Source organism: Microbulbifer maximicatervae (SeqCode), from assembly GCF_052466985.1.
Genome location: NZ_CP174298.1, coordinates 3,944,109 through 3,969,349 on the forward strand (window position 1 = coordinate 3,944,109; position 25,241 = coordinate 3,969,349).

At 51.8% G+C, this 25,241-nt stretch carries 25 protein-coding genes; 19 read left to right on the forward strand and 6 right to left on the reverse strand.

The features are described from left to right. The first annotated feature begins 37 nt into the window (after nt 1-37). The 6 genes from ACJJI3_RS17440 to ACJJI3_RS17465 all read left to right on the forward strand — a co-directional run bounded on the left by ACJJI3_RS17440 (nt 38) and on the right by ACJJI3_RS17465 (nt 6,471). Nucleotides 38-616, forward strand: coding sequence for an SPOR domain-containing protein (locus ACJJI3_RS17440; RefSeq protein WP_413663797.1), 579 nt, complete (start codon nt 38-40; stop codon nt 614-616). Between the two features lie 165 nt (nt 617-781). Then, nucleotides 782-1,321 carry an ATP-dependent protease subunit HslV gene (gene hslV / locus ACJJI3_RS17445; RefSeq protein WP_108734993.1) on the forward strand — a complete coding sequence of 180 codons (540 nt, stop codon included), beginning with the start codon at nt 782-784 and terminating at the stop codon, nt 1,319-1,321. A gap of 73 nt (nt 1,322-1,394) precedes the next feature. Next, complete coding sequence (gene hslU / locus ACJJI3_RS17450; RefSeq protein WP_282930670.1) at nt 1,395-2,711, forward strand: ATP-dependent protease ATPase subunit HslU; 1,317 nt, start codon at nt 1,395-1,397, stop codon at nt 2,709-2,711. 5 nt (nt 2,712-2,716) lie between these two features. Then, entirely contained in the window at nt 2,717-3,091 is a 375-nt protein-coding gene (locus tag ACJJI3_RS17455) for a gamma-butyrobetaine hydroxylase family protein (protein WP_444940402.1), read from the forward strand. Nucleotides 3,092-3,356: 265 nt separating this feature from the next. Beyond that, entirely contained in the window at nt 3,357-4,892 is a 1,536-nt protein-coding gene (locus ACJJI3_RS17460; RefSeq protein WP_444940403.1) for an alkaline phosphatase, read from the forward strand. Between the two features lie 16 nt (nt 4,893-4,908). Next, on the forward strand, nt 4,909-6,471 hold the full coding sequence (locus ACJJI3_RS17465; protein ID WP_444940404.1) for an alkaline phosphatase: 1,563 nt from the start codon (nt 4,909-4,911) through the stop codon (nt 6,469-6,471). Between the two features lie 55 nt (nt 6,472-6,526). On the opposite strand, the gene ACJJI3_RS17470 is transcribed toward ACJJI3_RS17465, so the two are convergent. Beyond that, nucleotides 6,527-7,339, reverse strand: a complete 813-nt coding sequence (locus ACJJI3_RS17470; protein WP_444940405.1) for a CHAD domain-containing protein — start codon at nt 7,337-7,339, stop codon at nt 6,527-6,529. A 123-nt stretch (nt 7,340-7,462) separates the two neighbouring features. Between ACJJI3_RS17470 and ubiE the strand changes: the two genes are divergently transcribed. The 8 genes from ubiE (at nt 7,463) to tatC (ending at nt 13,015) form a co-directional block, all read left to right on the forward strand. Then, the gene (ubiE, locus tag ACJJI3_RS17475; RefSeq protein ID WP_108734987.1) at nt 7,463-8,212 is read left to right on the forward strand and encodes a bifunctional demethylmenaquinone methyltransferase/2-methoxy-6-polyprenyl-1,4-benzoquinol methylase UbiE; all 750 of its coding nucleotides are present in this window, start codon (nt 7,463-7,465) and stop codon (nt 8,210-8,212) included. Nucleotides 8,213-8,267: 55 nt separating this feature from the next. Then, nucleotides 8,268-8,897: a ubiquinone biosynthesis accessory factor UbiJ gene (locus tag ACJJI3_RS17480; protein WP_444940406.1), complete on the forward strand. Its 630-nt coding sequence runs from the start codon at nt 8,268-8,270 to the stop codon at nt 8,895-8,897. 2 nt (nt 8,898-8,899) lie between these two features. Next, nucleotides 8,900-10,510, forward strand: coding sequence for a ubiquinone biosynthesis regulatory protein kinase UbiB (gene ubiB / locus ACJJI3_RS17485; RefSeq protein WP_444940407.1), 1,611 nt, complete (start codon nt 8,900-8,902; stop codon nt 10,508-10,510). A gap of 51 nt (nt 10,511-10,561) precedes the next feature. After that, nucleotides 10,562-10,954, forward strand: a complete 393-nt coding sequence (gene hisI, locus ACJJI3_RS17490) for a phosphoribosyl-AMP cyclohydrolase (protein ID WP_282934621.1) — start codon at nt 10,562-10,564, stop codon at nt 10,952-10,954. A gap of 7 nt (nt 10,955-10,961) precedes the next feature. Beyond that, nucleotides 10,962-11,294, forward strand: coding sequence for a phosphoribosyl-ATP diphosphatase (locus ACJJI3_RS17495; RefSeq protein ID WP_282930677.1), 333 nt, complete (start codon nt 10,962-10,964; stop codon nt 11,292-11,294). 88 nt (nt 11,295-11,382) lie between these two features. Continuing rightward, nucleotides 11,383-11,646, forward strand: coding sequence for a Sec-independent protein translocase subunit TatA (gene tatA / locus ACJJI3_RS17500; RefSeq protein WP_444892350.1), 264 nt, complete (start codon nt 11,383-11,385; stop codon nt 11,644-11,646). Nucleotides 11,647-11,675: 29 nt separating this feature from the next. After that, entirely contained in the window at nt 11,676-12,269 is a 594-nt protein-coding gene (tatB, locus tag ACJJI3_RS17505) for a Sec-independent protein translocase protein TatB (protein WP_282930679.1), read from the forward strand. Continuing rightward, complete coding sequence (gene tatC / locus ACJJI3_RS17510) at nt 12,266-13,015, forward strand: twin-arginine translocase subunit TatC (protein WP_413663789.1); 750 nt, start codon at nt 12,266-12,268, stop codon at nt 13,013-13,015. The genes tatB and tatC overlap by 4 nt, the downstream gene beginning before the upstream one ends. 311 nt (nt 13,016-13,326) lie before the next feature. On the opposite strand, the gene ACJJI3_RS17515 is transcribed toward tatC, so the two are convergent. Beyond that, complete coding sequence (locus ACJJI3_RS17515; protein ID WP_282930681.1) at nt 13,327-13,500, reverse strand: DUF3149 domain-containing protein; 174 nt, start codon at nt 13,498-13,500, stop codon at nt 13,327-13,329. 110 nt (nt 13,501-13,610) lie between these two features. After that, nucleotides 13,611-13,844, reverse strand: a complete 234-nt coding sequence (locus tag ACJJI3_RS17520) for a hypothetical protein (protein WP_444906879.1) — start codon at nt 13,842-13,844, stop codon at nt 13,611-13,613. Nucleotides 13,845-13,915: 71 nt separating this feature from the next. Between ACJJI3_RS17520 and ACJJI3_RS17525 the strand changes: the two genes are divergently transcribed. Next, nucleotides 13,916-15,052 (forward strand): aminopeptidase, encoded by a 1,137-nt coding sequence (locus ACJJI3_RS17525; protein WP_444940408.1) that lies wholly within the window; start codon nt 13,916-13,918, stop codon nt 15,050-15,052. A gap of 142 nt (nt 15,053-15,194) precedes the next feature. Here the strand turns inward: ACJJI3_RS17525 and gap are convergent, their stop codons facing one another. Together gap and tkt are read right to left on the reverse strand one after the other, a co-directional pair. Next, complete coding sequence (gap, locus tag ACJJI3_RS17530) at nt 15,195-16,205, reverse strand: type I glyceraldehyde-3-phosphate dehydrogenase (RefSeq protein ID WP_444940409.1); 1,011 nt, start codon at nt 16,203-16,205, stop codon at nt 15,195-15,197. Nucleotides 16,206-16,314: 109 nt separating this feature from the next. Further along, entirely contained in the window at nt 16,315-18,315 is a 2,001-nt protein-coding gene (gene tkt / locus ACJJI3_RS17535) for a transketolase (RefSeq protein WP_444940410.1), read from the reverse strand. 258 nt (nt 18,316-18,573) lie between these two features. On the opposite strand from tkt, the gene ACJJI3_RS17540 reads away from it, so the two are divergent. The 4 genes from ACJJI3_RS17540 to metF all read left to right on the forward strand — a co-directional run bounded on the left by ACJJI3_RS17540 (nt 18,574) and on the right by metF (nt 23,211). Beyond that, nucleotides 18,574-19,530, forward strand: a complete 957-nt coding sequence (locus ACJJI3_RS17540; protein WP_108734975.1) for a metalloregulator ArsR/SmtB family transcription factor — start codon at nt 18,574-18,576, stop codon at nt 19,528-19,530. Between the two features lie 72 nt (nt 19,531-19,602). Then, nucleotides 19,603-20,823 (forward strand): methionine adenosyltransferase, encoded by a 1,221-nt coding sequence (gene metK, locus ACJJI3_RS17545; protein ID WP_444940411.1) that lies wholly within the window; start codon nt 19,603-19,605, stop codon nt 20,821-20,823. A gap of 107 nt (nt 20,824-20,930) precedes the next feature. Next, entirely contained in the window at nt 20,931-22,307 is a 1,377-nt protein-coding gene (gene ahcY, locus ACJJI3_RS17550; protein ID WP_369974263.1) for an adenosylhomocysteinase, read from the forward strand. Between the two features lie 64 nt (nt 22,308-22,371). Next, entirely contained in the window at nt 22,372-23,211 is an 840-nt protein-coding gene (metF, locus tag ACJJI3_RS17555) for a methylenetetrahydrofolate reductase [NAD(P)H] (RefSeq protein ID WP_444940412.1), read from the forward strand. A gap of 57 nt (nt 23,212-23,268) precedes the next feature. Here the strand turns inward: metF and ACJJI3_RS17560 are convergent, their stop codons facing one another. Then, nucleotides 23,269-25,218, reverse strand: coding sequence for an alpha/beta hydrolase family protein (locus tag ACJJI3_RS17560; RefSeq protein ID WP_444940413.1), 1,950 nt, complete (start codon nt 25,216-25,218; stop codon nt 23,269-23,271). Nucleotides 25,219-25,241 lie beyond the last annotated feature (23 nt).

Consider the following 25,241-nt stretch of genomic DNA (forward strand, 5'->3'; position numbering starts at 1 on the left):
CACAAACCGCTAAAACCTTGCAGGGAAGAAATTTTCGATGAGCCGTCGCACCAGTAATCGCCGCAGTAAAAAAGCCGCAGGCAAACCCGCATGGGTTTGGTTTGTCCTGGGGAATTTTGTCGGTGGCTTTGCGGTGGCCGTACTGTTTCTTCAGGGCATGGACAAGGACAGCCGGGGAATAAGCAGCATTAAGCCAAAGGCGGTGCAGCAGCGAGAGGAAACATCGCCTCAACCGCGTTTTGATTTTTATACAAAATTAAAAGAAAACGAAGTCACGGTACCCCCGCCCAAAGTGGCACAACCGGCGCGCCGCAGTGACTCCACCAACAGTTCCCAGAACAGTAGCTCATCGGAACCCGATCGCAGCACCCCGGCACAGGTATATATCCTGCAGGCGGCATCGTTTCGCGATGCCTCTGAAGCGGAGCGCTTGCGCGTTGAGCTGACCCTGGCCAACCTGGATGTCAAAGTGGAATCGGCCACCGATAGCCGGGGTACCTGGCACCGGGTATTGGTGGGCCCTTACAGCAACCGCTCCCGGATGGCCAAAGCGCGCCAGACACTGGCTGAGCATCGCCTGATGCCGCTGGTGCTAAAACGCCCGGCGACCCAGTGACCATCAATTCCGTTTATTAAGGTGTGTTGCCCCACTCAGTAATTGTGACCTCTCTTATTGAAATCGGCGCGTACCGTCCTCACTTACCTAGTCTGAAGACAATTCCCCGGCGCGGGCACTTCGATGCCCGCTGCCAGAGTACACGCGCAATCCGAGAGGTCTCCATTGGAACAGTATCGCGGAACTACTATTTTATCCTGTCGCCGCAACGGCAAAGTTGTGATTGGCGGCGACGGCCAGGTGTCCATGGGCAACACCGTTATGAAAGGCAATGCGCGCAAGGTGCGTCGCCTGTACAAAGATAAGGTTATTGCCGGTTTTGCCGGTGGTACTGCAGACGCTTTCACCCTGTTCGAACGTTTTGAAGCCAAGCTTGAGGCCCACGGTGGCCAGCTGACCCGCGCCGCTGTGGAGTTGGCCAAAGATTGGCGTACCGACCGCGCCCTGCGCCGCTTGGAGGCCCTGCTGGCGGTTGCCGATTCCACTGCCAGTTTGATTGTGACCGGTAATGGCGACGTGATTCAGCCGGAAGACGACCTGATTGCTATCGGTTCCGGTGGCCCCTTCGCCCAGTCGGCAGCCCGTGCGCTGCTGGACAATACCGATATGGATGCCCGCTCTATTGTGGAGCAGGGACTGAAGATCGCCGGTGATATCTGTGTTTACACCAACCAGAACCACACCATCGAAGAACTGGCTTATTGATTACCGGGTACACCCTAGAGTGACCGGCTGGCGGGCTGTTTAAGCCCCCGCAAGAATTTTTGCAGGAATTTGTATGTCCCAGATGACACCCAGAGAAATTGTCCACGAACTCGACCGCCATATTGTCGGCCAGCAGGAGGCCAAGCGTGCGGTAGCCATTGCGCTGCGCAACCGCTGGCGCCGTATGCAGGTTAGTGAAGACCTGCGCGCCGAGATCACGCCGAAAAATATTTTGATGATCGGCCCTACCGGCGTGGGCAAGACGGAAATTGCCCGCCGCCTGGCCAAACTGGCGAACGCGCCCTTTATCAAGGTAGAGGCGACTAAATTTACCGAAGTGGGCTATGTCGGTCGGGATGTAGAGTCGATTGTCCGCGATCTTGTCGAGATGGCAGTGAAGCAGGAACGCGAGCAGGCCATGGCTGGTGTTGAGCAGCGCGCCATGGACGCCGCAGAAGAGCGCATCCTCGATGCCCTGCTGCCGCCGGCGCGCTCCACCGAGCCCACCGATAAGGATTCCAGCACTCGCCAGTTATTCCGCAAGAAGTTGCGCGAAGGTGATCTCGATGACAAAGAGGTTGAGGTGGATCTGGCCGCTGCGCCCATGGGCGTTGAGATTATGGCCCCTCCCGGTATGGAGGAAATGACTAACCAGCTCCAGGGCATGTTCTCGAATATGTCCCAGGGCAAGACCCGCAAGAGCAAGCTGCCGGTGAAACAGGCCCTCAAGCAGCTTACCGACGAGGAAGCGGCCAAGCTGGTCAACGACGAAGATGTTAAGACCCGTGCGATCCGCGCTGCTGAGCAGAATGGCATCGTATTTATCGACGAAATCGATAAGGTTGCCAAGCGTCAGGAGAGCGGCGGTGCCGATGTTTCCCGCGAAGGGGTACAGCGCGATCTGCTGCCACTGATTGAAGGCAGCACGGTTAACACCAAGTACGGCATGATCAAAACCGATCACATCCTGTTTATTGCCTCCGGCGCCTTCCACCTTTCCAAGCCCTCGGACCTGATTCCCGAGTTGCAGGGTCGCCTGCCCATTCGCGTGGAATTGAATTCGCTGAGCTCCGCAGATTTCGAGCGCATCCTCACCGAGCCGTCCGCTTCCCTTACCGAGCAGCAAAAAGCATTGCTGGCCACTGAGGGGCTGGAACTGCAATTTAGTGAAGACGGTATTCGCCGCATCGCGGAAGTGGCTTTCGAGGTGAATGAGCGCACCGAGAATATCGGTGCACGCCGTCTGCACACGGTATTGGAGCGCTTGCTGGAGGAAATTTCCTTTGATGCGGGCGATGGCAATACTTCGCTGAACATTGATGCCGCCTATGTTGACAGCCATCTGGGCGAGTTGAGCCAGAACGAAGACCTGTCGCGTTTTATTTTGTAAATATAATGAAACCGCAAAAAATCCGATTAAATCGCGCAGAGAAAAGCCTGCATCTGGTATTTGGCGATGCTGAATTTACCTTGCCGGCAGAGTACCTGCGCGTCTACTCCCCCAGCGCCGAAGTGCGTGGCCACGGTGCCAGCGAACCGGTGCTGGTCAGTGGCAAAATGCATGTGGGTATCGATACGGTGGAGGCGGCTGGCCGCTATGCGCTAAAAATCGATTTCGACGATGGCCACGACACCGGTATTTATACCTGGGAGTATTTGCACGAACTAGCTGAAAACTATTCGTCCAACTGGGAGGCTTACTTACAGCGCCTGCGCGATGCCGGCCAGGGCCGCGACCCGGATGAGAGTGTGGTGAAGTTTATCGGCTAGTGGCAAATTAATCGGTAATGACAACCGCTCCCCAGGGGGCGGTTCCACGCTTCTCTCTCTTAATATCCCTCCACTCTTCTCAATAATTTATTACCGAAATAATTAATTTTTGGTACGTCTTTGCCAAATATTGTCGCTTCTAGGTAGTTCTTTGATATTCATTGATTTTCAGAGCAAAGATATTAACAACGTAACCGGCGCGTAATTCTTTTGTCACATTTTGGAACTCTAATGCTCGCCAAATTAACGAGTTTCGGAGGCCCCCATGGCAAAAACAATTGTCCGCGCACTGAGCGCCTTTTGTCTGATTCCTCTCGCTTCCGCTGTTTCAGCGGCAACCCTGCCCGACTACCAAATCAATAGTGCATGGTACACGGAAAGTGCTGACCGATTGGAAGAGCGCGCTTCGCTTTCCCGCGAGGCAAAAACTGCGAAGAATGTAATTCTGTTCGTCGGCGATGGAATGGGCATTTCCACTTTAACCGCTGCCCGTATTCTTGAAGGCCAGCTAGTCGGTGAGAGCGGCGAAGAAAATGCACTCTCTTTTGAAGAGTTTCCGTATACCGCACTGATCAAAACCTACAACACCAATCAGCAGACCCCGGACTCTGCCGGTACCATGACCGCCATGATGACCGGTGTAAAAACCCGCGCCGGTGTAATTAATATCGATGGCGATGCACTGCGAGCTAATTGCGCCAGCACTGAGGGTAAGGAATTAAATACCTTCCTGGAAATGGTGGAGAGCCGTGGCAAGGCCACCGGCATTGTTTCCACCGCGCGTCTGACCCACGCCACGCCTGCAGCCACTTACTCGCGCAGCCCGGAGCGCAACTGGGAGTATTCCGCCGAGGGTGATTGTTCCGATATCGCCTCGCAGATGGTTGAGATGTCTGCCGGCGACGGTATCGATGTCATGCTCGGTGGTGGCCGCCGCAACTTTGTTACCACCGACAACGACGGTAGACGTGAAGACGGCCGCGACCTGACCAGTGAATGGCTGGAGCGCTATGACGGCGAGCAGACTGCTGTGTACGTGGAGAGTGGCTCCGAGCTGGAAGGCGTCGATATTGCCTCCACCGATAAGTTATTGGGGCTCTTCACCAGCAGCCACATGAGTTACGATGCGGACCGCATCGCCAAGGACAGCGATGAGCCGAGCATTGCCGAGATGACTGATACCGCCATCGAGCTGTTGGAAAAAGACAGCGATGGCTACTTCCTGATGGTAGAGTCCGGGCGTATCGACCACGGCCACCACGCCGGTAATGCCTACAACGCCTTGCACGATGCCATCGCCTTTGCGGATGCGGTACAGGTTGCTTTGGATAAAGTGGATCTTGAAGACACCTTGATCCTGGTGACCGCCGATCACAGCCATGTGATGACTATCGCCGGCTATCCGACTCGCGGTAACCCGATACTCGGTAAAGTGGTTGAGAATGACAGCAGCGGTGCCGCAGAAGCGGAAGAAGGTCTCGCTGCGGACGGTAAACCTTACACCACCCTGAGCTATGCCAATGGCCTGGGTTTTGCCGATTTAGGTGAAAATACCGACGCGGATGAGCGCTACGATATCGCCGCCGATACCGGACGCAAGGATCTCTCCGGCGTGGATACCGAAGCGCCGGGCTTCCACCAGGAAGCAATGGTGCACCTGGAGTCTGAGAGCCATGCGGGCGAGGATATCAGCTTGCACGCTATCGGCGCCGGCGCCGAGCGGGTACAAGGTAGCCTGGAGCAGAGTGCAGTCTTCCACGTGATGACTGCTGCGACCGACCTGTCGCTGACAGAAGAATAACTGGGGGTAATTCACCATGAGACATTTTAAGAAAACAGTACTGGCTTTCTCTGTCGCCCTACTGGCCACCGCCTGTAGCGACGATAACTCAAACTCTGACGACGTAGTGGAATTACCCGAAGAGGAGCATGTCGGTGTTTCCTCTGCTCAGAGCAACAGTAGCTGGTTCCAGGAAGCCCAGCAGGCGATCGAAGAAGCGAGCGCTGTAGAAATCAACAACACCCCCGGTGCCGCCAAGAACATTATCCTGTTCGTTGGCGATGGTATGGGCATCTCCACAGTGACCGCCGCCCGTATCCTGGCAGGTCAGCAGCAGGGCCTCGATGGTGAGGAATACCAGCTGAGCTTTGAGAAGATGCCGTTTACCGGTCTGGTCAAAACCTACAACACCAACCAGCAAACCCCGGATTCTGCCGGCACCATGACTGCGCTGGTTACCGGTGTTAAAACCAAGGCCGGTGTATTGAGTGTTGCCGAAAATGTTGCGCGCGGCGATTGTGCTACCAGCCTCGAGTATCCGCTGACGACGGCAATTGAGCTGGCTGAAGACCTGGGCAAGAGCACCGGTATTATCAGCACCGCGCGTATCACCCACGCCACTCCGGCGGCTACTTATGCCAAGGTACCTGAGCGCGGCTGGGAAGAAGAAGCCCCGGATGGCTGCACCGATATCGCTGCTCAACTGATAGAATTTGAAGCCGGCGATGGTATCGATGTGGTGATGGGCGGTGGCCGTCGCAACTTCCTGCCCAGTGATATTTCCGATATCGAAGGTGAAGCGGGGCGCCGTGAAGATGGGCGCAATCTGGTGGATGAATGGAAGGCCCGTTACGACGACGGTGTAAATAATATTGCTTACGTTGAAGACACTACCGCTTTTGAAGCCGTAGATGCCTCCGCAACCGACAAGCTATTTGGCCTGTTTAATTCCTCACATATGGAATTCGAGGCTGTTCGCGAGGACGATAAAGCCGGTGAGCCCTCCCTGTCAGAGATGACCGCTAAAGGTCTCGAGATGCTGCAGAAAAATGAGGACGGCTACTTCCTGATGGTGGAATCCGGTCGTATCGACCACGGTCATCACGCCGGCAACGCCTATCGTGCGCTGACCGATGCGGTGGAATTTGCCGAAGCGATTCAGTACGCCATGGATAATACCAGTGCAGAAGACACCCTGATTGTTGTTACTGCGGACCACAGCCACGTGATGACTATCGCCGGCTACCCCACTCGCGGTAACCCGATTCTCGGAAAAGTGATTGGCAATGACGGCCATGGTGAAGCGGAAACTTCCCATGCTCTGGCGGAAGATGGCCTGCCCTACACGACTCTGAGCTATGCCAATGGCCCGGGCTACAGTGCCGGTGATAGCGGAGCGCGTCCGAGCCTGGTGAGCACAGATACTGCTGCCCTGGATTACCAGCAGGATGCCCTGATTCCCATGAGCAGTGAATCCCACGCGGGTGAGGATGTGGGTGTTTGGGCGCGCGGACCGGGTGCGCACCTGGTGAGCGGCACCAACGAACAAAACTTCCTGTTTCACGTAATGGCGCGCGCTGGCGGATTATTGGAACAGTAATCCCATCAGCTGTCGGTGTGGATGGCATGTTCATCCACACTATCACTTTCCCCGGTCAGATCTTGAATTGAGGCTTGGAGAAGAGCGCCTCACAGAGTGCTTCGGTCTTTTTCAGTAGTAGGCTTTGTCGGTGCCGGATAATTTTTAGCACCGTGCCAAACTCACTTTGCAGCTTGTCTCCCTGAGTGATTACCAGCCGTGCCAGCAAATGGAGATCACGCCAGTCACCCAGAACTTCTCCCAACTCCTTTAGTGACTTACAGCGCTCGCCCACAGTGAGCGGATAACGCTTCCTCAATAAGCGGCTCTGGTACCAGTGATCCTTGGCTCTTTTACGCAATAGATGCAGGCGGTTTGCATTTTTGTGCCTGCGTACTTTACGCCATGCGCTTGCGGCTTTTCGGTAGCCGCGCAGGTAACCGGCTTCCGCATCATGCCAGCCGAGTTGTTCAAGCGGCCACGATGGAATTCTTATTTGACCTTTATCGAGGAGTTTCAATGCCGCTTGAACCGCTGAGTGGTTTTGCTCTGCCTGGATCAGTTCGTCGAGGAGATGGTGTAACCGGTGAAAGTGATGTGGCGGTGCCAATCCCAGTAAAGCGATGCGCAGTGCTGTGAGGTCGCGGGTGTGGGCGAGAGTGTTTGCCAATTTTCTGTAGTGGGTATTTTCACGCTGAAAAGTGCTACTGATTTGTGGGCGGACCAGGCGCAGTAGCGCGCGAATTTTCTTGCAGCGTTTGCGCAGTTCGTGGACAGCAGTTTCTCCTCCGTTGCGGAGCAAGTATCCGTTTGCCGCCGTTACTTCTGCCTGGGCGATAGATTTGATTTGCTCGGGAAAAGGAGAGTCACATTGGAATTGATAGCTCATAGAACAGTCCCGGGTGATCCCACTAAATTTTAGTGGTTTCCGCTCTGCTTGATTTCAAGCGGTGCCCCACTGGCTCCGGCAATGTACAATGGCCTTTTAAAGTTTTCGCTCAGCAGGCATAGCATGAAGGATCGCAAGACCACCCACTTCGGCTACCAGGAAGTGCCGGTGGAAGAAAAGGCCGGTCGTGTGGCAGAAGTGTTCCACTCTGTAGCAGCCCGTTACGATGTAATGAACGACTTGATGTCTGGAGGTGTTCACCGCCTCTGGAAGCGCTTCACCATCGAATTGTCCGGGGCCCGACGGGGCCAAAGTATTCTCGATATCGCCGGGGGTACCGGTGACCTCACCGCGCGCTTCTCCCGCATTGTGGGTGCCAGCGGCCAGGTAGTATTGGCGGATATCAACGAATCGATGTTGCGAGTGGGTCGCGATCGCCTGCTCGACCGGGGAATCGCCGGCAACGTGGTGCCGGTGCAGGCGGATGCCCAGTACCTGCCATTCCCGGACAATACCTTTGATTGCATCACGATCGCTTTCGGCCTGCGCAATGTCACCGATAAGGACCTGGCACTGCGCTCCATGTTGCGCGTGTTGAAACCCGGTGGCCGATTGTTAGTGCTGGAGTTTTCCAAGCCCCAGTCGAAGCTGTTGGAGAAAGTCTACGATCAGTACTCTTTCCGCCTGTTGCCATTTATGGGCAAGCTGGTTGCCAATGATGCGGACAGCTATCGCTACCTGGCGGAGAGTATCCGCATGCATCCAGATCAGGAAACCCTCAAGGGGATGATGGCGGATGCCGGTTTTGTCGATTGTGAATTCCACAACATGACCGGCGGAATTGTCGCTTTGCACCGGGGCATCAAGCCCTAAGAAACTGCATAAGCCTATTTTTTCTTTGAGCGCAGGCACGAGGCCGTAAACCGCCATGAGCGACCCCACTTTTCGCGCGGGCTTTGATGCTGCGCTGGAAACCACAATTAATGCTGCCCTCCAGTATGACCCGGCGACACGCGAGCGCCTTTCCGCACTGGATGGAAAGACCATGGCGCTGGATTTAACCGCCCCGCAACTACAGTTTTGCCTGTGTATCGAGGGTGACCAGGTGCGGGTGCGCCAGCACTGGGAGGGGGAAGTTACCACCCAATTGAGCGGCTCAGCGCTGTCTTTTGTACGCCTGATCAAAGACCCGGATGCAACTCCAGCCGGACTGGGGGTGTCAGTGAACGGCTCCAGTGCCCTGCTGGCAGAACTGCAATGGATCTTGAGTGACCTGGATATCGATTGGGAAGCGCCGCTGGCGCAAGTGGTTGGCGATATTCCCGCCCACTCAATTGGCAATGTCCTGCGCGATGCTGCCCGCTGGTTGGGAGGCAACCTGAATCGAGCGCCTGAAGTGGCGGCGGAGGCTATCAGTGAGGAGTGGCAGCTGACCCCGCCCCAGGCCCAGTTCGAAGCATTTGTCGAAGACCTGGCCGAGGCCTCTCTAGCTGCTGAACGGCTCGAGGCGCGCGTACGCTTGCTGGAAGAACAATTTTCCCGCAGGGAGGCCGAGTAGTTTTGCCAGTTCGTCGAAGTCTTACAATCACGCGGGTTTTTCTGCGCTATCGTCTCGATCAATTATTGCCAGCCGAGGAGCGCCCACTGTGGTTGCGGGGGTTGCTACTTCCGGTGAAGTTGCTGCCGCAGTCCCAGATGCCACGGGGCGAAAGGCTGCGCCGAGCCTTGGAAGAGCTGGGCCCCATTTTCGTTAAATTTGGCCAACTTCTCTCCACTCGTCCCGACCTGCTACCGCCAGATATTGTCGAGCAATTAGATTATTTACAGGACAAGGTGCCGCCCTTCCCCAGTGACCAGTGCACGGCTCTGATCGAAGAAGCCCTTGGTGCCAAGGTGGATGAGGTCTTCGCCAAATTTGATCAGCAGCCACTGGCAGCGGCTTCAGTTGCACAGGTGCATGCGGCTGAATTAAAGAGCGGCGAATCGGTAGTCGTCAAAGTACTGCGCCCGGGCATTGATGAGGTAATCCAGGAAGACTTGAAGCTCCTGGGGGTGATCGCTCGTGGAATTGAACGCTTTGTGCCCGAAGGGCGCCGCATGCGCCCGGTGGAGGTGGTTGAGGACTATCGGCACACGATTGAAGGTGAATTGGACCTAACTCGTGAAGCGGCCAACGGCACCCAGCTCCGCCGCAACTTTACCAACTCCCCGCTGTTGTATATCCCCGAAGTGCACTGGGATTACACCCGCGAAAATGTCCTGGTGTTGGAGCGTATCGACGGTATCCCCGTCACCGACCTGGCCCAGCTTCGCGCCCAGGACACCAATATGCAGCTGCTAGCTGAGCGCGGTGTTGAGATCTTCTTTAAGCAGGTATTCGAGTACAACTTCTTCCATGCGGATATGCACCCGGGCAACATTTTCGTTTCCAGGGAGCACCCGCAACGCCCGCAATATATTGCGATTGATACCGCAATCGTCGGTAGCCTGACACGGGAAGACCAGTACTATTTGGCGCGCAATCTCCTGGCGATGTTCCGCCGCGATTACCGTATGGTGGCGGAGCTGCACGTGCAAAGTGGTTGGGTTCGCTCCGACACGCCGATCAATGCCTTTGAGTCCGCTATTCGCTCGGTCTGTGAGCCCATTTTTGAAAAACCCCTGGGAGAGATTTCCTTCGCTCGGGTGTTGATCAGTCTGTTCCAGACTGCGCGCCGATTCGATATGGCGGTACAGCCGCAGCTGGTACTGTTACAAAAGACCCTGTTGAATATCGAAGGTTTGGGTCGACAGCTTTATCCGCAGCTGGATCTGTGGAAGACTGCTCATCCATTTTTAGAGCGCTGGATGCGCGATCGAATCCACCCCAAAACAATTGTGGGTGAGATAAAGCGCTACGGTCCGGAGTGGCTTGAGAAATTCCCGCAGATGCCACAGCTGGTGTACTCAGCTCTGGAGCAGTCGCGGGAACTGGCGCCCCAGTTAGAGGTAATTGGCGAGCAGTTGGCGGGCTCGCAACGCCGAGGCTTGCGCCAATATATTCGGCGGGTTGCCGGAGTTGTGTTGGGCGTTGGCGCCATCGCCGTCAGTAAACCGGAATGGCTGGCTCAGTTGCCGCCGACTGGTTGGGTACTGGGCGTTGCTGCACTAGTGCTACTGCTGTGGCCCTAGGGCGCTTCGGCCTACACTGGAACTTCTAAGGATTGTTAGACATTGACTCAAATTCAAGCAAAGGCCGGTTTTCTCGATAAAGTCAGCTGGAACAGTGATGGCCTGGTTCCTGCGATTGCCCAGGATTTCAAAACCGGGCGGGTGTTGATGATGGCCTGGATGAACCGGGAATCGCTGGCGCTCACTGCCAGTGAGGGTTACGCAGTCTATTGGTCCCGATCCCGCAAGGGCCTGTGGCGCAAAGGAGAAACCTCCGGCTTTCTGCAGAAGGTGCGTGAATTGCGCCTGGATTGTGACGGGGACACCGTATTAATGTTGGTCGAGCAGGAAGGTGGAATCGCCTGTCATACCGGACGCAGTAGTTGTTTCTATCACCTCCTTCAAGATGAAGAGTGGCAGGTGAATCAGCCGGTGATTCAGGACCCGAAGTCCATTTATAAGTGAAACAATTATGAAAGATGTGCTGCAACAGCTCGATGCGGTGTTGGAAAGCCGTAAAAATAGCAGTGATGCTTCTGAATCCTATGTGGCCAGTCTACATAGCAAAGGCCTGAACAAGATTTTGGAAAAAGTCGGTGAAGAAGCCACTGAAGCTATTCTTGCAGCAAAAGACGCACAGAGTAGTGGCGATAATCGAGACCTGGTTGCCGAGACAGCGGACCTATGGTTTCACTCGCTGGTCATGCTATCTCACTTGGGCGCTGATTCTCAGGACGTGGTTCGAGAGCTTGGGCGCCGATTTGGTCTTTCTGGCCTGGAAGAGAAAGCGGCGCGAACTAAGTAAAATTTGAATCACTTGTGGCACCACCCCTGATGGCGGGAGTGCCCGGTAAGAAACTCAAGCCATCCTATTGAATGTAATGGAGACAATTATGGGATTCGGTGGAATTAGTATCTGGCAGTTGTTGATTGTCCTGGTCATAGTCTTGCTACTGTTCGGAACCAAGCGTTTGAAAAACCTCGGAGGCGATCTGGGTGGCGCAATTAAGGGTTTCCGCAAAGCGGTTAAGGATGAAGACAAATCCAAGGATGCTGATGAAGACAAAGATGTCGAGCGCCTCAAGCACGACGAGGAAGAGAAGCCAGGCCAAGACAGTACTGTCAAAAATAAAGATAAACAGTCTCAGGACAAATAATCGGCAACGACTAAGGCGAGTGTCACTCTGTGTTTGATATCGGCTTTTTAGAACTATTGGTAGTTGCTGCCGTGGCCCTGTTGGTGGTTGGCCCTGAGCGACTGCCCGATGCGGTGCGTACCACTTCCCGCTGGTGGTCCGGTTTGAAGCGGACCTTACATAGTGCTCGCGAAGAATTGGAGCGAGAGGTTGGAGCCGATGATATACGGCGTGAACTTCACAACGAGCGCATTATGCGTGAGATTGAGGAGAGTCGTCGTGAGATGGAGCAAACCTTTAGCGAAGCCAATAAGGAAGTTCACGACGCGCTTAATCAGCCTGAAAAACCACAAGTTGCAGGGACACCAGTAGAAAAACAGGCAGCTGGAGTAAATCATCCTGAGGCACCAAAGCCTGAAAAGGCGATAGAAGAACCTGCTCATCCTCGTGCGGAGCAGGAGGATTATTTGCCAGAACAGGATGAAACTGCCGAGGAGTTACAGGATCCGGAATACCCGGAGCATTGGCATGATTTTGGGGACCCGGATTTAAACCCGGACCATCCTGAAAACATCGATGAAGATGAAGAAGAAAAACAAGGCGAGAAGAAAACATCGCAACAGGAAAAAGATAGCCAGTCATGAGCGATCAGTCCCAAGATAAACATCAGCCTTTTATCGACCACCTGATCGAACTGCGTGATCGCCTATTGCGAATCCTCTTAGTCGTATTGGTCTTATTTGTCTGCTTGATGCCATTTGCGTCTGAAATTTATAATTTTATTGCCCACCCTCTACAGGAGCGTTTGGCGGGTGATGTTGGAATGATCGCTACAGAGGTGACTTCCACGTTCCTTACTCCGTTCAAAACGACCTTTATAGTTTCTTTTTTTATTGCAATCCCTTTTGTGCTTTACCAAGTTTGGTCATTTATTGCCCCGGGGTTATATAAAAATGAAAAACGTATTGCTATTCCATTATTAATTAGTAGCGTCGCACTTTTTTATATCGGCATTGCATTTGCGTATTTTGTGGTCTTTCCCCTTCTGTTTGATTTCTTTGTTGGAACTGCTCCAGAAGATATTAAGGTAATGCCAGATATGCGCAGTTATCTGGATCTGGTGCTGAAGCTTTTCTTTGCTTTTGGTTTTGCTTTTGAAATCCCTATCGCGACAGTCCTACTGATCTGGAGTGGGGTAGTGGATGCCAAGACCCTGGCAAGTAAGCGTCCTTATGTGATTGTGGGATGCTTTTTAATTGGGATGCTACTGACACCGCCAGATATAATTTCCCAATCCTTATTGGCCTTCCCCATGTGGCTATTGTTTGAGATTGGCATTTTATTTGGGCGTTGGATGAAGTCTTCACCCAAAGATAAGCCTGCTACCTGAGGTATAAAAAAGTCACCACTGGGCTTTCAGCGGTTAGCTTCACAAGCAGTGCTTGAGGTATTGCAGCTGCGCTCTCGATAGGATTACTCACCTGAGAGCGCTAGCTATACGGGTACAACGCCGCACTCTCTTCTCAATAGCATCAACTCCACCTCTTCCATGACAAGAAGCTTGATTACACGGTTATTTCCTCACTGCAGGGAGGTTGACCCCCCTACCGGCTGTAGAAAGCCCGCTATTAGATACCAGATCGAGAGATAAACGCTAAACTAGCTTGTGCTTGGTTGTTTACAACAACGATGGAAGCCTAGCTATTTATTGGAACCGGTTGCTTGTGCTGCGATGCGTTCCTGCTCGGCAACAGCTTTTTCAACATTGTTGCGAACCAAGCGAACGAAAAACGCTGCCATCAGGAATATAAAGGCAATAACGGCCAAGCTGAGAAGGCCAGAAAAGCTGGTAAACAGGTCAATTAAAGCATCCATTTTTCTCTCCAAATAGGCTAATGCTTCACCTATGCAGTCTAGGGAGCTGTAATGGAAATCTCTTGACCTAAATCAAGCTGGATCGACTTATTGTAAGAATGACGGATTGGTCAACGCAGGGTCATGGCTGCTAGCAGGCAGAGTAAGGACGCGCCACATAAAGAATAAAGATCGTTATTTTCTCGCCTGTCAGGCAGAAGCAGCAAAAGCGCCAAAGGTGGCATAAATAGTGCTATCAGCCCCGACAAGGGGTCGCGACTAAAACCAATAAATAGCAGTCGCAACCAGGCAACAGCACCTAAAACCAGGGCAAATACTGTTAAGACGGCTGCCACTGGTGACATGGAATAACCTTTTGCACATGGAATCGTTTGACTGGTGGGGTTCTCTAAGAAAAATACTAATAGGAAAAAGAGTGTATATCAGTATTTCTGATCTTAGGTTTTTAGCGCGCCCCAGAGTTTGGCTGCTCGTATTAGTATTGTTAGGGCTCTACGGGTGCGAGACTGCGGGCTATTACTTCCAGGCTGCAAGCGGTCAATTGCGGATACTCTCTGCCCGGCAGCCGATTGAAGAGTTGGTTCAAGACGGCAATGCCAGTGATCAACTCCAGAAGCAATTACAGCTCGTTCAGGAAATCCGTGCCTATGCAGCACAGGAGTTAAAACTACCAGTGGGGCAAGCCTATAGCTCCTATGTCCAGCTCGATGATGAGTACCCGATATGGAATGTCTTGGCCGCACCAGAGTTTTCCCTGAGCCCCAAACGGTGGTGTTACCCCATAGCTGGTTGCGCTAGCTATAGGGGCTACTTCCGCAAATCAGCGGCTATGGCCAAAGCAAACAGCCTGCGGAACCAGGGTTACGATGTCTACCTGGGAGCCGTGCCGGCCTACAGCACCCTGGGTTGGTTTAATGACCCTGTGTTATCAAGCTTTGTGAATTGGACACCGGAGAGACTAGCCGGACTCTTATTTCATGAGTTGGCCCACAGAAGAGTTTATGTGCCGGGTGATACCCGCTTTAATGAGAGCTTTGCTACAGCAGTGTCCGAAATTGCCCTACCTGATTGGCTTCGTAGCCAAGGTCTCTCGAGTTCTGCTGAGGAGACTAAGGCTCAGGCACTGGCGGTACGACAGTTAATGACAGCGACGCGTAAAGAGCTTCAACCAGTTTACCAATCCAACTTGCCGGACGCGGAAAAGCGCCAAGAAAAGGAGGAAATTCTGAGTCGATTGAGGCGTTGCTATTGGCGTATGGCAGCAGAGTGGTCTTACCCCGCGCGCTACCAGGCTTATATAGAGAAAACCAATAATGCTACTTTAGCTTTGGCTGCAGAATATGAATCTTTGGTTCCAGCTTTTCGTCAGCTTTATATTGATAGTAATGGTTGGGAGGACTTTTATAATGCAGCTGAAAGATTGGGTGAGCTCGATAAGGAAGATAGAGAGCAGAGCTTGTTGAGGCTGGCGACTCAGTACAGAAGGGAAAATAATACATCTAATAAGTTAATTATTTTTGATGCACAAGCTTGTATGCATGGTAATTCTTAATGGTTACCTCTAGCTAGAAGGAGAGCCATAATTATTACCGGAGAAACTCAATTGTTACTGTTTTATTTATTATGAAAGAGCAGATACTTTTTTGTTTTAATTATTGCACTTGATTCTGTTTTTTTGCTTATTTAGAACTGTATTATTTAAACAGTTTCTTCGCCACATCCAGCATCCGATTCGCAAATCCCCATTCATTATCAAACCAAATCAAAATCTTGGCTAAGCGATTCCCTGCTACACGAGTTTGGCCTGCATCAATAATCCCCGAACGCGGGTCGTGATTAAAATCACAGGATGCGAGGGGTTCTTGGGTGAAGCCAAGTACACCATTAAACTCAGACTCAGAAGCTGATTTTAATAGGGCATTAATATCTTCCCGTCTCACTTCTTTTTGTAGTGAGACTGATAAATCGATAGCAGAAACATTGACAGTGGGAACTCGTAGGGCCTGGGCTTCAAATTTACCTGCCAGATTGGGTAGTATTCTCTCAATACCGCGTGCCAAAGCCGTATCAACTGGGATAACAGAGGTTATCGCTGAACGCGTTTTTCTCAAATCAGTATGGTGATAGGCATCACTTACCGGTTGATCGTTCATCGCAGAGTGAATAGTGGTAATGACCCCGGCCTCAATGCCGAAGGCTTTATCCAGGGCGGCGATAACTGGAACACTGCAATTAGTCGTGCAGGAGGCTGCCGAAATTACCCGTTCCTTGCCCGTCAAAATATGGTCGTTCACTCCGTAAACAATCGTGGCATCGACATCCCGGCTGGCGGGTTGGGAAAACAATACTTTCTTGGCTCCTGCGGCAAGGTGCAACTCCGCGCCTTGTCGCTGCTTAAAGCTGCCGGTGCATTCCAGTACGATATCTACTTGATCCCGTCGCCAATCCAGATCTTCTAACCGCTCGCAATGAGTTACGGCAATAGAATCTCCGTTAACCACAAGGACATCTTTATGCACGGAAACTTCGCCTGAGAAGCGGCCGTGGACAGAATCGTATTTTGTAAGGTGTGCAATGGTGTCGCAGTCAGCCAGTTCATTGATGGCGACTATTTGTAAGTTATCGCGGGCGCCAGACTCATAGAGTGCGCGTAAAACGGAGCGGCCGATACGGCCGTAGCCATTGATGGCAATTCTAGTGGTCATAGCACAACTTTAGGCAGGAGAAAAAATGTCAGCTAAGCGTCCCCGCGCGGCGCTGAGCCAGTGCCGCACGGGGTTGATACTTAAATGATATTCAGTGGAGAGAACAGTATTACTTCAGCAGTTTTTCTACCGCTTCAGCCACATTGTCCACAGTGAAACCAAAGTAGCGCATCAAGTCGCCGGCAGGGGCAGATTCGCCAAAGGTTTCCATACCGATAATAGCGCCATCGAAACCGACAAACTTATACCAGTAGTCTTTGTGGCTCGCTTCTACTGCTACTCGTGCACGTACAGAAGAAGGCAGTACGGACTCACGATAAGCCTCTTCCTGCTCCATAAACAACTCGGCACAGGGCATGGAAACAACGCGAACTTTCTTGCCAACCAGTTTCTCCTGGGCCGCCATTGCCAGCTCTACCTCGGAGCCAGTGGCAATAATAATGGCTTCAGGAGTACCTTCGCAGTCGGACAGTACGTACCCACCGCGCTCAATTTGAGCCAGCTGTGCGCTGTCGCGATCTTGAGGAGCCAGGCCCTGGCGGCTAAAGACCATGGTGCTTGGGCCTTCTTTGCGCGCGATAGCCATCTTCCAGCTCACTGCGGATTCAGTGGCATCACAGGGGCGCCAAGTGTGCAGGTTCGGAGTGGCGCGCAAGGCGCTGAGCTGTTCTACCGGCTGGTGAGTCGGGCCGTCTTCTCCCAGGCCAATAGAGTCGTGGGTGTAGACAAAGACCACACGCTGCTTCATCAGTGCGGCCATGCGCACAGCATTGCGGGCGTATTCCATAAACATCAGGAAGGTAGCGCCGTAGGGCACGAAACCACCGTGCAGAGCGATACCATTCATAATGGCGCTCATGCCGAATTCGCGCACACCGTAATAGATGTAGTTGCCGGAGGCATCCTCGGCGCTGACGCCTTTGGAGCCTGACCAGATAGTGAGGTTGGAGCCAGCCAGGTCGGCGGAGCCGCCGAGGAATTCGGGCAGCAGCGGGCCGTAGGCATTCAGAGCGTTTTGGCTGGCTTTGCGAGAGGCGATCTTCTCTGCATTTTCCTGGCAGGCTTTGATGTACTCATCTGCTTTGCTGAAGAAATCTGCGGGCAGCTCACCGCTCATGCGGCGCTCAAATTCGGTTGCCAGCTCCGGGAATTCTTCGCGGTAATCGGCCAGGATATCTTTCCACTCGTCTTCCTGGGCTTCACCTTTGGCTTTGGCATCCCAGCCAGCGTAGATATCTTCGGGGATTTCAAATGGGCCGTGGGCCCAACCAAGGGTTTCGCGAACCAGGGCGATCTCTTCGTCACCCAGCGGTGCACCGTGACACTCTTCGCGCCCCTGTTTGTTCGGGGAACCGAAGCCGATCACGGTTTTGCAGCAAATAATGGTGGGCTTATCGGTAACAGAGCGCGCTTCTTCAATAGCGGCTTTGATAGCGGCGGAATCGTGGCCATCCACATTGGGAATTACGTGCCAGCCGTAGGATTCAAAGCGTTTGGGCGTGTCGTCGGTGAACCAGCCTTCCACTTCACCATCGATGGAGATGCCGTTGTCGTCATAGAAGGCGACCAGCTTGTCCAGGCCCAGAGTCCCGGCCAGGGAGCAGGCTTCGTGGGAGATGCCTTCCATCAGGCAGCCATCGCCGAGGAATACATAGGTGTGATGGTCTACCAGCTCGTAGCCAGGGCGATTGAACTGGGCACCCATTATCTTTTCTGCCATTGCCATACCAACAGCGTTGGTGATGCCTTGGCCCAGTGGGCCGGTGGTGGTTTCTACACCAGGGGCATAACCGTATTCGGGGTGGCCCGGAGTTTTGGAATGCAGTTGGCGGAAGTTCTGCAGCTCTTCAATCGGCAGGTCATAGCCGGACAGGTGCAGCAGGGAATAAAGCAGCATGGAGCCGTGACCATTGGACAGTACAAAGCGGTCGCGATCGGCCCAGCTGGGGTTGGCCGGGTTGTGCTTTAAGTAGTCATTCCACAGCACCTCGGCGATATCCGCCATACCCATGGGCGCACCGGGGTGGCCGCTTTTGGCTTTCTGGACCGCGTCCATGGACAGGGCGCGAATGGCGTTGGCCTTTTCAGCGCGAGAGGGAGTAGAAGACATAAGAAGAGCTCTCTGGTTTCTTAGCTAGGGTGCGGCGCTGCTCTGCCGGCAGATTCCCGCAACAACAAAATGGTGGCGTATTTTCCCGTAAAGGGCGGCCCCGCGCAAAGCTTTGGTTGGGGATTTGTTGTTGAGTGCAGCAACAAACTTCTAATTCTATGCATTAGGCGGCGCCATTAACATCTATATCAAAAATATTTAATAAAGCTATATCAAAACATTTTGATATAGGTGTGCTCCCCTGCTAGACTTCGCCCCATGTCTGAAAATGAGCCAGCACCCGAACTGAGTCCAGCCGAGGCAATTCCTCAGTTGGCCTTGACCCTGAAAGCCGCCGGAGATCCCCTGCGGCTCGAAATTTTGCGCCTGCTTAGCCAGGATTCTTACAGTGTTTTAGAGCTGTGCCGAATCTTTGATTTGCGCCAACCGGCCCTGAGTCATCACTTGAAAGTGCTCGCCCAGGCAGGTCTGGTGAACAAGCACCGCGAAGGTAATAACCTTTTCTACCGGCGCACTGCAGCTACTCCACTGCTGGCACAGCTATTTACAAACCTGGATCATTTGCCTCTGGCCGATGTGCGGGTGCAGGCGGTATCCCGGATTTCTGAGGAGAGAGCGGAAGCATCGCGACGTTTCTTTGCCGATTACGGCAACCGCTTTCGCGAGCAGCAGGAATTGATTGCCAGCTATGACGTATACGGACCACAGGTGGCTCAGCTGCTCAAACCTGGTCGTCATGCCTTGGAAGTTGGGCCTGGAGAAGGTGAATTTCTACAGGAGTTGGCTCAGCGTTTCGCGACAGTGACAGCACTGGATCTGTCTTCTGCAATGTTGGAGCGGGCCCAATCTTTTGCCGATGAACAGGGTATTAAAAATATCGAGTTTGTCTGTAGCGATACTCGCGCTGCTGCGGCACGGCCGGCCAGTGCCGACACCATCGTGGTGAACATGGTGCTCCACCACACTCCTGACCCGGCACAAATTTTTCATGATTTGCACGGCGCCCTAAAAAAGGGCGGGCAGCTTTTAATTGCAGAATTGCAAGAACACAGCCAGGACTGGGCCAGAGAGGCCTGCGGAGATTTATGGCTGGGTTTTGCTCCAGAGCAGTTGAGTGACTGGGCCGCGACTGCCGGCTTGCAAGATGGGCGCAGTATTTACAGCGCCCTGCGCAATGGCTTTCAGATCCAGATAAGAGAGTTTATTAAGCCCTGACGGGGGTTTGTCAGGCACAGCCTGAAGTTAAAAGATATTCAACCGCTGCGGCGGGACAATGGAGACCTCAAAATGAGTGAATACAGACTGTTTACCTCAGAATCCGTATCTGAGGGGCACCCGGATAAAATTGCCGACCAGATTTCCGATGCTGTATTGGATGCTCTACTGGCCCGTGACAAGCAGGCGCGGGTTGCCTGTGAAACCCTGGTGAAAACCGGTATTGCTGTTATTGCCGGTGAGATTTCCACCTCTGCCTGGGTAGACCTGGAAGAGCTGGTGCGTAAAGTGATTACCGATATCGGCTACACCTCTTCTGACGTGGGTTATGACGGTGAGACCTGTGGTGTTATCAATGTGATCGGTAAACAATCTGTGGATATCGCACAGGGTGTAGACCGCGCTAAGCCGGAAGACCAGGGTGCTGGGGACCAGGGGTTAATGTTTGGTTATGCGACCAACGAAACCCCCACCTTTATGCCTGCGCCGATCTACTATTCCCACCGTCTGGTTGAGCGCCAGGCTGAAGTGCGTAAATCCGGTCTGCTCCCTTGGTTGCGTCCCGATGCAAAAAGCCAGCTGACCTTCCGTTACGACGAACAGGGCCGCCCCTGCGCGATCGATGCGGTTGTTCTTTCAACCCAGCACAACCCGGATGTCAGCCAAAAAGATCTGCGCGATGCAGTGATGGAGCTGATTGTTCACAACACCTTGCCGCTGGAATGGCTGCATAAAGACACCAAGTTCCATATCAACCCGACGGGCAACTTTGTTATTGGCGGGCCAGTTGGGGACTGCGGTCTCACCGGGCGCAAGATTATCGTCGATACTTACGGTGGCTCCGCTCGCCATGGCGGCGGTGCGTTTTCCGGTAAGGACCCCTCTAAGGTTGACCGCTCTGCCGCTTACGCAGGTCGCTATGTGGCTAAGAACATTGTCGCTGCAGGCTTGGCCAAGCGCTGTGAGATTCAGGTTTCCTACGCCATCGGTGTCGCCGAGCCGACTTCCGTAGCAATTAATACTTTTGGAACCGGTTTGGTACCAGAGGATAAGCTGGTCGAGCTGGTGCGCGAAAACTTTGACCTGCGCCCTTTCGCCATCTCCAAATCCCTCGACCTGCTGCACCCGATGTATCAGTTGACTGCAGCTTACGGTCACTTTGGTCGCGATCCGTTTACCCACACTTACAACTGGATCGACAGCAACGGCCAGGAACGTAGTGAGAGCTTTACTGCTTTCCCATGGGAAAAAACCGATAAAGCGGATGCGCTCCGCTCCCAAGCCGGCCTCTAAGTTTCAGAAATAAATATTCATGCCCGCGCCAAAAGCGCGGGCACACAAAATATGCTGGGTACCACTCGGCAAGCTGATAATTTTTGGACTCAAAAACGATGAATCAAATGAGCACTGAATTTAAAGATTACAAAATCGCGGATATTTCCCTGGCCGAGTGGGGGCGCCGTGAAATTGAAATTGCAGAAGGTGAAATGCCGGCACTGATGACTCTGCGTGAGAAATACCGCGCAGAGCAGCCGCTGGCGGGTGCCCGTATCATGGGTTGTATCCACATGACGATCCAGACTGCGGTGCTGATCGAAACTCTGGTCGCGCTGGGTGCTGAAGTTCGCTGGTCCTCCTGTAATATTTTCTCCACTCAGGACCACGCCGCTGCCGCTATCGCTGCGCGCGGAATCCCCGTATTTGCCTGGAAAGGTGAAACTGAAGAAGAGTACGAGTGGTGCCTTGAGCGCACTATTGGTGCCGATGTTGCCGGCTGGCAACCCAATATTATTCTGGACGACGGTGGCGACCTCACCGAGCTGCTGCACCGCGAATACCCACAACTTCTGGATGCTTGCCACGGTGTGAGTGAAGAGACCACCACCGGCGTACACCGCCTGCAGGATATGCTGCGCGAAGGCACCCTGAAGATTCCTGCGATCAACGTCAATGACGCTGTGACCAAGAGCAAGAACGACAATAAATACGGCTGTCGCCACAGCCTCAACGACGCCATCAAGCGCGCCACTGACCACCTGCTCTCTGGTAAGCGAGCGCTGGTTATTGGCTACGGCGACGTAGGTAAAGGTTCCGCAGCATCCCTGCGCCAGGAAGGCATGATCGTACGGGTTTCTGAAGTGGACCCGATCTGTGCGATGCAGGCTTGTATGGACGGCTTCGAGCTGGTTTCCCCCTACATCGACGGCGTTAATACTGGTACCGCTGAGGGTATTAACAAGCAGCTGCTGGCCAATACAGACCTGATTGTTACTACAACTGGCAACGTAAACGTTTGCGATGCCCACATGCTTTCCGCCCTGAAGAGTGGTGCGGTGGTTTGTAACATTGGTCACTTCGATAATGAAATCGACACCGCCTTTATGCGTGAAAACTGGGAGTGGCAGGAAGTTAAGCCGCAGGTACATAAGGTGGTTCGCAATAGCGAAACCAATGATCACTTGCTGCTGCTGTCTGAAGGCCGCCTGGTAAACCTTGGCAACGCTACTGGCCATCCGAGTCGCATCATGGATGGCTCTTTTGCCAACCAGGTTCTCGCCCAGATCCATTTGTTCAAAGAAAAGTTTGCCGACTTACCGGCAGATCAAAAAACTTCAGCGCTGTATGTAAAAGTACTGCCCAAGCACCTGGATGAAGAAGTTGCACGCTATATGGTTGAGGGTTTTAGTGGTGTTATTACCCGTATGACCGAGCAACAAGCTAACTATATCGGTGTTTCAGTTGAAGGTCCGTTCAAACCTGAAAGTTATAAGTACTAATCACCCCTAACTAAAAGGTGCCGGTATCGCCGGCACCTGAATTGTGCGGGGTTGGAGAAATATAATGAAAGACTCCATTCGCATAAGTTTCGAATTTTTCCCTCCAAAAACGCCAGAGGGTCGCGAGAAGCTATACAAAACTCGCGAAGCGCTCCAGGCATTTAATCCTGAGTTCTTTTCTGTTACCTATGGTGCCGGTGGTACCACGAGAGAGACAACGTCGAGTATTGTGACCAATATGCGGCGAGATGGTATTTCCATTGCCCCTCATTTATCGTTTGGTGGTGATAATGAAGAGACCATACTGGGTTTGTTAAATGAATATAAAGAGGCGGGGATTAATCGAATAGTTGCACTGCGTGGTGATATGCCGTCGGGCATGGGTGCAGTGGCGCAACTGGTTTATGCGAATGAATTAGTCGCCTTTATTCGCCGACATACCGGTGATCAATTTCATCTTGAAGTAGCTGCTTATCCAGAGATCCACCCGGAGTCGAACAGCTATGATGATGATATTCGCTATTTAAAAGGTAAATTTGAGGCAGGTGCTAATAGCGCACTGACTCAATATTTCTATAACCCGGATTCCTATTTCTACTTTATTGATCAGTGTGAGAAGGCGGGTATCGATGCGCCTATTTACCCCGGTATTATGCCTATAGCTAATTTTACTAATCTTGTGCGTTTCTCTCGAAATTGTGGTGCGGAAATCCCAAGGTGGTTGGTCAAGCGTATGGAAAGTTACCGTGACCCTGAGGATGTTAGGAAGCTTGGGTTGGAGGTTGTTACTGACCTCTGCGAAACTCTGTTAGAGGGAGGAGCGCCAGGCCTGCACTTCTATACCATGAATCAGGCTGGTATGAGCGCTGAAATTTTACGAGAGTTGAGTATTTCTTCAGAATAAAATACAGATTTACGCCCGATAAAATTCGGGCATAAATCTAGAAAGTATTTGAAAATACTAGAGGCCTTCTGGGCCACATTCATCCTTAAGGTAAGTGATCATTGACTCGAACAGTTTATTTTGATGCTCGAAGAACAAAGTATCTGAAAAGTGATCTGCACCATCTAATTCGACATATTTAAAGTCTTTACCATATTTTTCGAGTGCTTTGCGGTATTTTTTTGCGTGAATTGGTGGAACGCGCTGGTCTACACTGCCATGGATTAGCAGGAGTGGAATATTGACATCTTTTGCATATTCTAGTGGTGAAATGCTGTCTCCCCACATTTTTAGTTGTTCTTCTTTTTGGGCACCACGCATACGGTAGCGATAGTAGTTCACTTGCATTAGGGGGTCTGAAACAGCTGCTCCAGCTATTGCGCATTGATAAATTTGCTCTTTTCGACTTGCGGCTACTAATGCAGCATAGCCACCATAAGACCAGCCAAACATTGCTAATCTTTCAGGATCTGCGAGCCCTAACTCCACTAAATGGAGCATTCCATCATCTTTGTCGTCTTGCATTTTGTAGCCGCCCTGGCCGCCATTTTTAAATGCTGACATATAATGATCTAAACCATACCCCATGGAGCCACGATATTGAGGTTGTAGGACAAGGTAACCATTATTAGCTAACAATTGAGCCCATTCATCATATAAAACAACTTCAGAGACGAAAGGCCCCCCATGAGGCATGACGACTGCAGGATAGGGCGGTTCGCCATTGGGTACTGTCAAATAAGCCGGTATTTTCTTACCATCGCGAGCGGTGTACTCAATGTAGCGAACGTCTGCTAGTTGATCCGCTTTTAACAGAGGTTGGCGGCTTCCCAATTTCGTTAACTTACCTTTATGTAATAAAAAATAGGAGCCTGGATCATGGGCCCCATCATTTCTTATTATCATTGAATTTCCGGAGCTATTGCTATTAGAAATTCTAGCGTAATCGGCATTTGGTATTATGCCCTGAAGTTGCTTTGAAATGGCTGCAGATTCTGTATCAAAGTATTCTACTTGTATGCCATCCTTGAAATAATAAACCCCAATTACTGTATCGGGATTGTTCCATCGATTGCTGTGATATATTACTCCGGCAACATCAACATCATTACGCAGATAGATGGGTTCAATAAACTTCTTTTTACGTATATCAAATTCCCAGAGACCAGCTTTATCCTTGCCGTTATTAGCTAGAACAAATATTATATTAGGGTTATTTTCGTCAAAACCTTCTATTCTAAACTGCTCGAAGCTATCTTCGCTGAGTCGATATATCTCACGCCAATTTTTCTTATCTGTAACTCTCTCATACCAGATAAATTCCCCTTTACCTTCATCAAAACCTCGTGCAAGCCATGGGTCACCTTTTCCATTGAATTCAATTGATCCAAGTTCTAGTTTTCCACGTAGTATAAGTTTTTTACTTCCTCGTTTTAAATCTAACTCATAATAAGCTTTTGGCCTAAAAGCTTCTTTTATTTTAGAGTTTTCTCCGCCAGGATAATATGAATAGATAATTTTATTTTTTTTGTTTGGTAATAAATGTTCAATTTCTGCGCCAAGGTCGTCATATTTTTTTAATTTTTTCTTTTTTATATCAACCGAGGCTAGTAAGGTTTCATATACGCCTTCATTAAATCCATCGATCTTATCGCGCACTTTTTGGCGTAAACCCATTAAAATTACATCATTGGATGCCCAGTTAAAACTCATGATTTCCATTGGGTCAGAGTTGATTCGATAAGGTTCACTATCTGTGTCGTTTGTTTCATATACCTCAATAATAGGGTTACCATCTTTTGTGGGTATTTTTATTAAAGCAAAGTGTTTGCCATCTGGGGACACCTCTACATTTTTAACTACATCTCGTAGGGCCCAATATTCCAAAGGGTAAGGGGTGTTTCCATAAGCTTGATAAGTAAAAAATAAAAAAGAAAAGCACAAAAATATACTTTTTAAATTGATCATCCTAAATCTCATATATGCTTGAT